The following is a 12,462-nucleotide window of genomic DNA, read 5'->3' as shown; positions in this document are numbered from 1 at the left end:
AGGGGGTGCACATGCTGAATAAAGATCTTGAAGTCACGCTGAATTTGGCTTTTCAGCAAGCCAGAGATGCCCGTCATGAATATATGACGGTTGAGCATCTGCTATTAGCGTTGATTGATAACCCCGCCGCGCGTGATGCTCTGTTAGCCTGTGGGGCTAACATTGAGAAATTACGTGATGATATCTCGAGTTTTATTACTCAAACCACTCCAGTGATTTCAGATCCTGAAGATGAACGGGAAACCCAACCAACGTTGGGGTTTCAGCGCGTTCTGCAACGTGCGGTATTCCACGTGCAATCTTCTGGACGCAATGAAGTGACGGGCGCCAATGTGTTGGTTGCCATTTTTAGTGAGCAGGAGTCACAAGCTGTCTACCTGCTACGTCGTTATGACGTGACCCGCTTAGATGTGGTGAATTATATCTCCCACGGGTTCGCTAAAAATAATGAGGAGCCTGAAAATAATGCGGCTCAAGAAAGCGCATCAGAAGAGCAAACTGAGGCGATGGAAGAGCGCAACATGCTGTCGCAATTTGCCAGTAACCTCAATGAACAGGCCGCACAAGGCAAAATTGACCCACTTATTGGTCGCCATGATGAGATTGAACGGAGTATTCAAATCCTCTGTCGGCGCCGTAAAAATAACCCGCTGCTGGTGGGCGAGGCTGGCGTCGGGAAAACCGCTATTGCTGAGGGCCTAGCGTATCGTATCGTTTCTGATGAAGTGCCAGAGGTTATTCGTGACGCAACTGTCTATTCATTAGATATGGGGGCGTTGCTTGCCGGAACTAAATATCGTGGTGATTTCGAAAAACGTCTGAAAAATATTCTGAAAGAGTTAACTGCCGACAAACAGGCCATTTTGTTTATTGATGAAATCCATACCATTATCGGCGCGGGTGCAGCCTCGGGCGGCGTTATGGACGCATCTAACCTGCTGAAGCCGCTGTTATCTAGCGGTAAGTTGCGCTGCATGGGGTCGACTACGTTCCAAGAGTATCAAAGTATTTTTGAGAAAGATCGTGCGTTAGCACGTCGTTTCCAAAAAATTGATATTAATGAGCCAAGTGTTGAAGAGACCACTAAGATCCTAGAAGGACTTAAGTCGCGCTACGAAGAGCATCACCATATTCGTTACACCAAAGCCGCGCTAGCGACAGCCGCAAGGTTGTCTGATCGTCACATTAATGACCGTCATCTACCTGATAAAGCGATTGACGTGATTGATGAGGCGGGGGCTCGTATGGCCATGCTGCCGCAAAGTAAGCGTAAGAAAACTATCGGCGAAGCGGAGATCGAGGCGGTTATCGCCAAGATGGCACGCATTCCGGAAAAGTCAGTATCTTCTACTGAGCGCGATACGTTGAGAAACTTAGAGCGCAATCTGAAGATGACAGTATTCGGTCAGGATAAGGCGATTGAAAGCTTAAGCGCTGCTATTCGTCTGTCACGCAGTGGCTTAGGTAATGAAAACAAACCCGTGGGGAGTTTCCTTTTCGCGGGCCCAACAGGGGTTGGTAAAACCGAGGTGACAAACCAACTGGCGAATTGTTTGGGTATGAAGCTAGTACGTTTTGATATGTCGGAATACATGGAAAGTCACACTGTGTCGCGTTTGATTGGTGCTCCTCCTGGCTATGTGGGTTTTGACCAAGGTGGTTTGCTGACGGATGCGGTGATTAAAAATCCGCATTGTGTGATTTTGCTGGATGAGATTGAAAAGGCACATCCGGATATCTACAACCTGCTGCTGCAGGTAATGGATCACGGTACACTGACCGACAATAACGGCCGAAAAGCAGACTTCCGCCACGTGACATTGGTCATGACGACGAATGCGGGTGTGCAGGAAACAGTGCGGAAATCGATAGGCTTTAAGCAGCAAGATCACAGTCACGACGCCATGAGTGAGATTAACCGGGTGTTCTCACCAGAGTTCCGTAATCGTCTCGACAGCATCATTTGGTTCAACAGCCTAGATATGACCATCATTGCGAAAGTGGTCGATAAGTTCCTTGTTGAGCTGCAAGCTCAGCTAGATGCGAAGGGTGTAACGCTGGATGTGACCGATGAGGCGCGTACTTATCTGGCAGAAAAAGGCTACGATAAGACCATGGGGGCTCGCCCAATGGCACGTGTTGTTACGGATATGCTGAAACGTCCGCTGGCGGATGAGATCTTGTTCGGTAAGCTTGAGTTTGGTGGTACGGCCAAGGTCGATATCATTGATGGCGAACTGAATATCGCAATCGAGGTACCAGAGAAAGTGTCTTAGTGTTGAACTTAACCCATAAAAAATGGCTGCGCTTTGCAGCCATTTTTTTATGGCATCTTAACAGGCGTTAAAAATAATCCACTTCACCACATCTACAGTGTGGTAAGTCTATGATAGCTGTGGAGAATAAATATTAGCGTGCGCGGAAGACGATACGGCCTTTGCTCAAATCGTACGGGGTCAGCTGAACGGTGACTTTATCACCAGTCAGGATACGGATGTAGTTTTTACGCATTTTGCCGGAAATGTGAGCTGTCACAACGTGACCATTTTCCAGTTCAACTCGAAACATCGTATTTGGCAAGGTTTCAAGAATTGTCCCTTGCATCTCAATACTGTCTTCTTTCGCCATTAAATTTTTGTCCTGTTAGCCTCTAGGAAATAAAAACCGCCGTATCATGCCGCAATTTACCCACGGTGTAAAGGAATTTGCGGCAGGGCAGTACCATTTTGCCAGCCGGATGAAGTGAGCACTTGGTAGGGACGATAGAGACGTTTGTAATTCATCTTCTTGTTATCATCTATTTGATATCCAAGATAAAGAAAGGATTTATTCATCGACGCTCCGAGTTTGCACTGTTGCAAAATCATTAAGCTGCCTAACGAGCGTTGACTCAACTCTGGCTCAAAAAAACTGTACACCGCCGAGATGCTGTCAGCTAACAAATCGGTGACGGCAACCCCCACTAACTGCTCATCTAAATAGAGTTCTAGAAAGCCAGATTGCATCCAATCGCAGCCGATAAATCCCACATATTGCTCTAATGAGGGCGGGAACATAGGTCCATCGTGGTGACGAGCCTTGATATAGCGTTGATATAAATCGTAGTGCGCATCGCGAAACTCTCGGCTGACTTGTACACGAATATCGCGATTGTGCGCCAAGGTACGTTTTTGTCGTTTTGAAGGCGTGAACGTTGCGAGTGGTACTCGGATAGGCTGACAAGCATGACAGCTCGGGCACCTAGGTTTGTATACCATACTGCCACTACGGCGGAATCCCATTGATAGCAACTGTTCAAATAGTGCTGGTTGCATCATCTGTTCTTTAATCACCAGCAGCTGTTCTTGCTGATGTTCAAGATAACTACAAGGGAAGGTTTGTGTTAAACCCACCGCAACTGTTTGTTGATCAGAGTGCAATTGTTACCTCTTGTGGTGCCCAACATCCGGCGAGAGCCTGACCGTCACGAAAACGGTGGACTAATTCGATAAAGCTACGTCGATCCAATGAGCGTGCGCCTAGTGAGGCTAAATGCGGATTCATCACTTGCGCATCAATGAGTTTATATCCATGGCACAGCAGATGATGATGCAACACCACAAATGCTGCTTTAGACGCGTTAGTGGCGCGATGGAACATAGATTCGCCACAAAAGATGAGGCCGACATCCAAACCATATAAACCGCCAATGAGTCGCTCATCCTGCCATACTTCAATAGAGTGCGCCCGTCCCAGTTCATGCAGTTGCTGATAGGCTAAGCGCATCTCTCCGGTAATCCAAGTGCCGGGTTGCTGTTGGCGCGTCATCGCGCAGCCAGCAACAACATCAGCGAATGAATGGTTAATGGTGAAACGCCAGCCCATTTTTTTCATGTATTTACGCAGGCTACGGCTGACATTTACACTACCGGGGAGGAAAATAGCTCGAGGATCAGGTGACCACCATAAAATGGGGTCATCATGATTAAACCAAGGGAAAATGCCTTGGTAATATGCACTTAATAATCGTTGTGGATGCAGATCTCCGCCCACAGCCAGTAAGCCGTTAGGCTCGGCGAGCGCTAACTCTGGTGCGGGAAACGGATCTGATGCATCTTTTAGGAACGATAGTGTGTTCACGGTTACTTAGTGCACAATGCAATTTAGCTAATAACTTAACGGAAATTCGCGTATGTGGAAAATACTAATACTCTTATTTGGGCTGTCAGTGTTGCTACCGTATACAAATGTAGCTTATTCCGAGGAGTTTCCCCGTAATCAGGCGATGCCGGTAGTAAAAGTTGTCTATGGAACCTTGGATTCGATTCGTGATGTAAGTCGTACTGAGTTAGAACGTGATCGCAGTAATGGCTGGCGAACCTTTGGCGGTGCACTTTTAGGCGGTGTAATTGGACATCAGTTTGGTGATGGTCACGGTCGAGACGTCACAACAGTCTTGGGTGCAATCATCGGAGCTGGTGTGGGCAGTCAGCAAGGGCAACAACAGCATACTCGTGTCGTACACTTGCAAGAACTACTGATTAAGCAAAATGATGGCGAACAAGTGATGGTCATTCAACAGCCAGCTGCCAATATGCCGCTACGCCGCGGTGATGAGGTGAGAGTCGTCTATTTTGATACCGGTGTACGTGTTGATAAAGCGATGTGAGCGCTATTAGCGTCCACATCGCCTAGCCGATTAGAACCCGCGAGGAAGACGGCTTCCAGGATTTTTGGCCAGTTTTTCGCGCCATAATTGCTTAGGTGTTTTACCTTGAGCTGATGACGTCGTCGCTGCTTTTTTAGCAGGTGCGGCTGTGGCAGCTTTCTTTTCAGCAGCTTTAGGTGTCGCCGCTGGTGCTTCATTGGTGCCCAATTCCGCTAACATACTTTCCAGCTCTGCAAATCGCATTGATTTACCACCATCGATCTTATACCAGCTACCGCTTTGCTCGATGCTTACAGCTTTTCCATCACGCTTTGAAAGAGCTGCTTCCAATTGGCTGATGACATCTTCTTTAGTCAGTTTGGTCATTGAATTAGGCCTGTTATTTTATTGTGAATTTCAAAGGTCGGGGGATTTTATAAAGCAAATGCTGTCAATGTCCAATTTGGCGCTGTAATAATCGTCAGAAACGTTACATTGGTATCGGATTAATCGTCAAACGGCAGGACAATTGCAGGATGTGATATGCTGGCGGCTAATGAATATCAATAGGAGCAGCAGGATGGAGCGGCAAGCGCTTGAAGCGTATCTTGATGAGTTTTTACAAGTTGAGCGTTATAAAGATTACGCCCCAAATGGCCTACAAGTAGAAGGATGTCAGCAAATCAATACGATAGTGACAGGCGTTACTGCCTGTCAGGCATTGATTGATAAGGCTGTCGAACTTAAGGCCGATGCGTTACTGGTGCATCATGGATTTTTTTGGAAAAGTGAGCCGGCTGTTCTGGTGGGGATGAAGCAACGTCGAATCAAGGCGTTACTCGCCAATGACATTAATCTGTTTGGCTATCATCTGCCATTGGATGGTCATCCGGAATTGGGAAATAACGCGAAATTGGGTCAAGTGCTCGGCTTGAGTCAAATCGAAGTCGTAGCGCAAATTCCACAAAATCTGCTGTGGCGAGGCTCGTTAGCCGCTGCTCAAACGCCAGCAGAGTTTGCGGCACATATCACTCAGCGGTTAGGCCGTGCGCCACTGCATCTTGCTGCTGACACACAGCAAATCAACACCGTCGCATGGTGTACAGGCGGTGCTCAAGACTATATCGATGAAGCGTATGCCTTGGGTGTGAATGCATTTATTAGCGGAGAGGCTTCAGAACGTACCTTTCACAGTGCTGTGGAGCAAGGCATCCACTATTTCGCAGCCGGACATCATGCGACCGAGCGATATGGTATTGAAGCTTTAGGTCAGCATTTAGCTGAAAAATTTGGCTTGCAACATCATTTTGTTGATATCGATAACCCGGTCTAACGTTAGCGAATAGTAAGCTAATGCTGCGCCAAACATACGTTTAAATGCTATCCAAATTGCCTGTTGGTAACATCACGCTAGTTATCAGCAGGTATTGCCTCATCGAACACTACACTCAAACATCCTTAATACAAATCCGTTCTAATTCTTATATTTTTAAAAATCTAGCGATATATGTTGATTCATCGGTAAAACCTAATAAATAGTAAGTTATGTTACCGCTTTGAAGCAGTTATCCCACCTAAATATATGACGTTATAACGTCAAATTTATAACGATATAAGCCTTGCTATAAAGGGCTATGCTTGTCCGCTAATTTAGCTGAGTTCAAAAAATGCCACTTTCATCACTCAGTGACTAAAAAATCAATGTTCTTTACAATTGTGTCATATAAAAATGCTAGATATAGCGCATCTCGCTACTGTAGTATTTTGTTTCAATATGCATAAAGTTTTTGTTAATGCGGTGGTATGAACCTTGATGGCTAGCCTTGTGAGAAAACGAGGGTTTACCTTGGTTGAGTTAATGGTCGTAGTGGCGATCGTCGCGATTCTAGCGGCAGTAGCATTACCTTCTTATCGATATTTTATCATTGCCAGCCGCGCACGAGCGGCCACGACGGATCTCGTCGGACTCGCAATGGAAATGGAAGCAATTTATAAAAATCAGCTGCAATACCCAACGAATGCAGCGGGCACTGTTGCCAGTAGCAGTAGTTTTTCTGGTTGGGCGCCATCGGAAGCAACATATTTTGGTTACAGCCTTGAGAGCTCAAGTACTAGCTACAGCTTAAAAGCAACGGGCACTAGCACTTTATCCGGCTGTGTATTGACGTTAGATAGTGGTAACAATCGCACTGCAACGGAGGCATGTGGATTTTCGTCATGGTGATACGTGAGCAAGGTTTGTCACTGGTTGAAATGATGGTTACCGTCGCGGTGGCCGGTATTCTTGCGCTTTATGGCGGCTCTCTGACCTCGAGATGGCTAGGAAAGCAAAAGTTACAAGCGGCCGAGGAAATGTTGCAGCAGGGATATGCTAAAGCGCGTGCCGTAGCATTATCTAATGGTGCGGTAAGCGGGGTGAACGGCTCAAGTTTACTGGTATTAACCAACAAACAAATTTGTGTTCACAACAGTGATCATAGTGCCGTTGATTGTAGTGATGCCTTGTGGCACGCCGAATTGCCAGTGGATAGCGCCACGATTGCCAATCAACAGACCACGTGTATTGCTTTCAATTCTGCGGGGTTACCTGCTAGCGGTACGCTAGGTACTACTAACTGCACTCAATCAACCCAATATTCCATGAGTAAAGGAAGCGATGATGCGAATGGTTACCTCGAGTAGGCAACAGGGATTTTCCTTGCTTGAAGGTGTGATAAGCATTTTTCTGGTGGCAATTTCCGGATTGGGAGTGGCTTATACCTTATCGGTATCAATGAAATCGCAAGTCACTGACAATGTGCAGAACTTAGTGTTGAACGAACTCCGCGGTGAGTTAGAGAACGCCGGCATTCAGGCTAATTGTTCACTCGCAGGTACAGATAGTAGCGGTGACATTATGGTACTCAATCACGACTTGCAATCGACCACTAATGCCAGTTATTCCAAACATTGCGGTTACGCCAATATGGATGTCACGATTGATACCATTACCCAAACGGTAGCCGTGCCGCAATTCACCATTACTGTGTCAGATGACAGGGTCGGTAATTATGACATGGTTATCCAAAACTAACTCAACGTCATTGCGGCACTTAAGTCGCGCGCAGCAGGGCTTTTCGCTTATCAGCATGATGGTGGGAGTCTTGGTCACATCGTTTTCTCTGCTTGCCATGATGGCGTTGTACAAGTCTGCCGTATTCCACATTTACAACCCTGAATCAGGTAGTGAAACCTTTTCTATTCGTAACCAGCAAAACATGACGGGGTTGCTGACGATGCAGTTGTTGCTGCAAAAAGCAGGCTTTGGCATACCGGATGCGACCACAAATAGCCATTTTATCTTGGTCAGTGGCGGAGGACTGACGGCAACGACAGGCAGCGCTATGTTGTCTCCAGCCGGTATTGTGGAAACGGTGGGTTTTGCTGCAAAGATAGGAAATTCGTTGTTTTGGGAAGAAAATACCGCGCTTAGCGATATCGCCGCCAGTTACACATGCCGAGGAATATTATCCGACCAGACCAATTTCGCAGTTTATCAACTGACGAAGGTTGGCAGTTGCCATCCTGTATCTACTCAATGGTCCGGACAAACGTGGCAGATTATTCGCATCATCAAGCCTAATGTGTTGAGTGGACCTGTCAGCTTTAATGTTCAGTTAAACACCAGTAAGTGTTCACCTTTCGGTAGCGAAATGACAACGTCGCTACTTGCCTCAAGTGTCGCCAGCTTAGATGGATTAGCCAGTGACGCAGCCACTAAAGCCGGTCTGCAAGTGAATGTGAATTGGAGTCAATCAGCCAGTTACACACCTTGGAGTTCGTGTCTGTTGAACTTTAGTAATTAAGGTAGGGATAACTTATGCCAATGAACAGACAGCGAGGTTTTGCAGGCATTATCATGTTAGCCATCTTTGGCATTGTGATGGTGATGATGGTGACCGGTGCTATGCGCTATATTCAGTCATCGCAACAAGCGGGTACGACTGTTCATGCAGTTACACAGTCACAGATCAAAGCGTGGACTGGTGTTGAGGCCATGCGACAGTTTTTCTACCAAACGGGCCCAACTCAGTTAGCTGCTCTGTCAGTTGGCGATGCAATAAATTTTCCTACGGACTCAGGGCTTTCCGGTCAGCTGGTGGCAATCTCAACGACAGCGCCCACCTGTGTCGATGGTGTACAGCTGGTGGTTAATGTTTTCGGTGCGGCGGCCAGAACCTCAGCAGGCGTGCAAAGTATTTTTTGCGTTATTGAAGGCCAAACTCTAACAACCTATAACATGGGGAATGCGGTTTTCATCAAAGGGGGGCTCTCCCTTGGCGGTGATATCAACATTCTCAATGGCGAAAATACCAACACCTCATTTTACGTTGAGGGCGATATAGACGGACATGGCAGTATTTCCGGGTTTAGTTTGTTGTATTCCACTGGCAATGTGACGTTAGGCGGTTCTCAGAATGATATTGCCACCGTCGCCGCTGAGGGCGATGTAACGCTCTCGGGGAGTGGTGGCTATGGCAATGTGACGGCGATGGGCAATATCAGTATGTCCGGCGGCGTGAACACCTTATCAGCCAAAGCGAACGGCAATATTACCTTACACAGTAGCGCTGATGTGGCGGGCACTCTTTCTGCCATTGGCAACGTTATTATGGAAGCGGGAACAACCGCTGGTAACGTATTGAGCCAGGGAAATGTCACTGCGACCAATGCCACGATTGGCAATCTGATGGTTGAAGGTGACTTTAGCGAAACCAGTAATGGAGCGGTAGGCAGCGGTCAGGTGGGGGGCAGCATCAACCGCGCTGATTGGAATGAAAAGGTAAACGTCAGCCATATCGAGGGCTTAACTGTGGCGATTACCCCAGTTACACCTGTGTCGGTAACCGATTTGCGTGTTGATGCTTGGGCGCTGAAATCTGCCGCCAACTTGGCGTTTGATATCGATACGTCAGGCAATATTCTGGTACAAGTGCGCAATATGAGTGGCATTGCCAATGGCGATTATTATCTGGCTGGTCAGGGCAAGAACCGAGATTACCTATGTGATACGCCGAGCTATTCAGATAGCACCTGTCATAAGAAGGTCTGTGTCGGTTACTCCGATAGCAATAGCTGCTTTAACTATGTCAGTAAGGATGATGAATGGCAGTTGGACGGTTCTCAATTCGTGCCAGCGGTGTTGTGGTTTAACGGCTCAGTGGATGTGGGCACCGGCACCTATGTCGATACCGTGATTGCAACAAAAAATATCTCCACCAGTGGCAGTCATACGATTAAGTCGATCAACTTTGCTGGTTATAACGACGTTTGCGCGACCAGCAATTTTGCCGATTTTTATGCGACCAACCTTTGCTCTGCTGGCACATTGGTATATAACCCATTAGCCAATATTGCCTTGTTGGCTGGGGGGTATGTTGATGACGTTTTCTATGGTGGTGACATCACCTTAGGTGCATCCACTGAAGTTTATGGCAGTGTTATTGCCGGAAACCTGTTGTTTAGTGGTGGTAATACCAAAATATACGGCTATCTGACGGTTGCCAACCAAAGTGGCAGCACAGAAGGTTCCGACTTTCATGGTTCGACAACCATTGATTTATCATCATTGCCTGAGGTGTATAACCCAGGAGAGGTGGTGACCGGAGGCTCGCAGCAGGGTGGAGGTAATGGTACTGGTTCTGCTAACACCAAAGTGACACAACTTTGGTCCCGCTATTTGTAATGAAAAAGGCCGCAAAAGCGGCCTTTTTACTGAGTTTGGCAATTACTTAACGCGCATGCCCGGTTGCGCACCTTCGTGCGGCTCCAGAATCCACAAGTCTTTACCACCAGGACCTGCAGCTAGTACCATGCCTTCAGATATACCGAAACGCATTTTGCGTGGCGCAAGGTTAGCCACCATCACCGTCAGTTTACCTTCCAGATCTTCTGGGTTGTACGCTGATTTAATACCCGCAAACACTTGGCGCGTTTCGCCGCCCAAATCCAGTTGCAGTTTCAGCAATTTGTTTGCTTCTGGTACGGCTTCCGCTTTTTTGATCAGTGCGATACGCAGGTCGATTTTAGCAAAATCATCAAATTCGATTGTGTCGCTAATTGGATCTTCCGCCAGCGGGCCAGCAGCTTTTTCAGGCTCAGCAGTGGCTTGCAGATTTTCTTTTGAAGCATCTACCATAGCGTTCACTTTATCCAGCTCAACACGTTGCATCATAGGTTTGAACGCGTTGATAGCGTGGCCGTCGATTGAATCATTCAGGCCTGTCCAAGTCAGTTCAAGGTTCATAAACGCTTCTACATCGCTAGACAGACTTGGCAACACGGGTTTCAGGTAAGTCACCAGAATGCGGAACAGATTCAGCGCGACAGAACATACTTGATGTGCTTGCGCTAAGGTTTCTTCCGCTTTAACCAACTGCCATGGTGCTTGGTCAGCCACATAGGCGTTGGCAATATCGGCCAGCGCCATGATTTCGCGGATGGCTTTACCGTATTCACGCGCTTCGTAGAAGGCGGCGATTTGCTCTTGCTTGGCAAGGAAGGATTCCGCCAAGCTGTTGTCGCTAACAACCGCTAATTTGCCGTCAAAACGCTTGCTGATAAAGCCCGCGGTGCGGCTTGCTAGATTCACTAGCTTACCTACCAAATCTGAGTTTACTCGTGAAGTGAAGTCTTCCAAGTTCAGGTCAAGGTCATCGATACGGCCAGACAGTTTCGCAGCATAGTAGTAACGCAGATATTCAGGATCTAAGTGGTCAAGATAGGTGCGCGCTTTAATGAAGGTGCCTTTTGATTTTGACATCTTGGCGCCGTTTACCGTCACATAACCGTGAGCGTAAACGTTAGTCGGTTGGCGATAACCGGCGCCTTTCAACATCGCTGGCCAGAACAAGCTGTGGAAGTAAACGATGTCTTTGCCGATGAAGTGATACACCTCAGCGTTGGAATCGGCATTCCAGAATTCATCAAAGTTCAAGTCACCACGTTTGTTACACAGATTTTTAAAAGAACCCATGTAGCCGATAGGTGCGTCCAACCACACGTAGAAATATTTACCTTCAGCGTCTGGAATTTCAAAACCGAAATAAGGCGCGTCACGGCTGATGTCCCACATCTGCAAACCTTGCTCAAACCATTCGTTCAGTTTGTTAGCGATTTCTGGCTGCAGTGAACCTGAGTGAGTCCACTCTTTGAGCATGCCTTCAAACGCTGGCAGGTCGAAGAAGAAATGCTCAGACTCCTTCAATACTGGTGTGGCGCCGCTTACTGCTGAACGCGGATTAATCAGCTCGGTTGGACTGTAAGTTGCACCGCAGGCATCACAGTTGTCGCCATATTGATCTTCCGATTTACATTTAGGGCAGGTGCCTTTAACGAAACGGTCTGGCAGGAACATCTGCTTTTCAGGGTCAAACAGTTGCGAAATGGTTTTGGTTTTGATGAAACCGTTGTCGCGTAGCTTGAGATAGATACCTTGTGCTAACTCGCGGTTCTCTTCGCTGTGAGTGCTGTGATAGTTGTCAAAACCTATGCTAAAGCCAGCAAAGTCGGCTTGGTGTTCGGTATTTACCTGCGCGATCATCTCTTCCGGCGATATTCCCATCTGCTGGGCCTTAAGCATAATTGGGGTGCCGTGAGCATCATCTGCACAAATGTAGTGACATTCATTGCCACGCAGCTTTTGAAAGCGCTGCCAAATGTCGGTTTGAATATATTCCAGCATGTGCCCCAAATGGATAGGTCCATTGGCGTACGGCAAAGCGCTGGTCACAAGAATTTTACGTTGAGAATCTGACATCTTTTATTCAATCTAACTAAAGGCCCAAAAATAGTGG

The 12,462-nt window shown here is 47.2% G+C and carries 13 protein-coding genes; 8 read left to right on the top strand and 5 right to left on the bottom strand.

Features of this window, described 5'->3' with window-relative positions; translation table 11 throughout:
- The first annotated feature begins 11 nt into the window (after positions 1–11).
- Positions 12–2,276, top strand: coding sequence for an ATP-dependent Clp protease ATP-binding subunit ClpA (gene clpA / locus HR45_RS04080; protein ID WP_037439962.1), 2,265 nt, complete (start codon positions 12–14; stop codon positions 2,274–2,276).
- Between the two features lie 133 nt (positions 2,277–2,409).
- Here the strand turns inward: clpA and infA are convergent, their stop codons facing one another.
- Genes infA through aat form a run of 3 tightly spaced genes read right to left on the bottom strand, consistent with a single transcriptional unit; the run spans position 2,410 to position 4,119 of the window.
- The gene (gene infA, locus HR45_RS04075) at positions 2,410–2,628 is read right to left on the bottom strand and encodes a translation initiation factor IF-1 (protein WP_037439960.1); all 219 of its coding nucleotides are present in this window, start codon (positions 2,626–2,628) and stop codon (positions 2,410–2,412) included.
- 56 nt (positions 2,629–2,684) lie between these two features.
- Positions 2,685–3,419 carry an arginyltransferase gene (locus tag HR45_RS04070; RefSeq protein WP_037439958.1) on the bottom strand — a complete coding sequence of 245 codons (735 nt, stop codon included), beginning with the start codon at positions 3,417–3,419 and terminating at the stop codon, positions 2,685–2,687.
- Positions 3,409–4,119, bottom strand: coding sequence for a leucyl/phenylalanyl-tRNA--protein transferase (gene aat, locus HR45_RS04065; RefSeq protein WP_037439957.1), 711 nt, complete (start codon positions 4,117–4,119; stop codon positions 3,409–3,411). The genes HR45_RS04070 and aat overlap by 11 nt, the downstream gene beginning before the upstream one ends.
- Positions 4,120–4,171: 52 nt before the next feature.
- On the opposite strand from aat, the gene HR45_RS04060 reads away from it, so the two are divergent.
- Entirely contained in the window at positions 4,172–4,648 is a 477-nt protein-coding gene (locus HR45_RS04060; protein ID WP_037439955.1) for an outer membrane lipoprotein, read from the top strand.
- 30 nt (positions 4,649–4,678) lie between these two features.
- Here the strand turns inward: HR45_RS04060 and HR45_RS04055 are convergent, their stop codons facing one another.
- Complete coding sequence (locus HR45_RS04055; RefSeq protein WP_037439953.1) at positions 4,679–5,014, bottom strand: hypothetical protein; 336 nt, start codon at positions 5,012–5,014, stop codon at positions 4,679–4,681.
- A 193-nt stretch (positions 5,015–5,207) separates the two neighbouring features.
- Between HR45_RS04055 and HR45_RS04050 the strand changes: the two genes are divergently transcribed.
- The 6 genes from HR45_RS04050 (at position 5,208) to HR45_RS04025 (ending at position 10,352) form a co-directional block, all read left to right on the top strand.
- Positions 5,208–5,960, top strand: coding sequence for a Nif3-like dinuclear metal center hexameric protein (locus tag HR45_RS04050; protein WP_037439951.1), 753 nt, complete (start codon positions 5,208–5,210; stop codon positions 5,958–5,960).
- A gap of 480 nt (positions 5,961–6,440) precedes the next feature.
- Positions 6,441–6,851, top strand: a complete 411-nt coding sequence (locus tag HR45_RS04045) for a type IV pilin protein (RefSeq protein ID WP_037439949.1) — start codon at positions 6,441–6,443, stop codon at positions 6,849–6,851.
- On the top strand, positions 6,830–7,309 hold the full coding sequence (locus HR45_RS04040) for a pilus assembly FimT family protein (RefSeq protein ID WP_081933373.1): 480 nt from the start codon (positions 6,830–6,832) through the stop codon (positions 7,307–7,309). Before HR45_RS04045 ends, HR45_RS04040 begins: the two co-directional genes overlap by 22 nt.
- Entirely contained in the window at positions 7,293–7,700 is a 408-nt protein-coding gene (locus tag HR45_RS04035) for a PulJ/GspJ family protein (RefSeq protein WP_162180640.1), read from the top strand. The genes HR45_RS04040 and HR45_RS04035 overlap by 17 nt, the downstream gene beginning before the upstream one ends.
- A complete protein-coding gene (locus HR45_RS04030) occupies positions 7,678–8,472 on the top strand; it encodes a hypothetical protein (RefSeq protein WP_037439943.1) in 795 nt (264 codons plus the stop codon). The genes HR45_RS04035 and HR45_RS04030 overlap by 23 nt, the downstream gene beginning before the upstream one ends.
- A gap of 20 nt (positions 8,473–8,492) precedes the next feature.
- The gene (locus HR45_RS04025) at positions 8,493–10,352 is read left to right on the top strand and encodes a hypothetical protein (protein WP_156104003.1); all 1,860 of its coding nucleotides are present in this window, start codon (positions 8,493–8,495) and stop codon (positions 10,350–10,352) included.
- Between the two features lie 42 nt (positions 10,353–10,394).
- On the opposite strand, the gene metG is transcribed toward HR45_RS04025, so the two are convergent.
- Positions 10,395–12,425, bottom strand: a complete 2,031-nt coding sequence (metG, locus tag HR45_RS04020; RefSeq protein WP_037439941.1) for a methionine--tRNA ligase — start codon at positions 12,423–12,425, stop codon at positions 10,395–10,397.
- Between the last annotated feature and the right edge of the window lie 37 nt (positions 12,426–12,462).

The organism is Shewanella mangrovi (assembly GCF_000753795.1).
Classification (GTDB): domain Bacteria; phylum Pseudomonadota; class Gammaproteobacteria; order Enterobacterales; family Shewanellaceae; genus Shewanella; species Shewanella mangrovi.
Note: the sequence above shows the minus strand (reverse complement) of the source record. Positions and strands in the feature narration are given on the sequence as shown.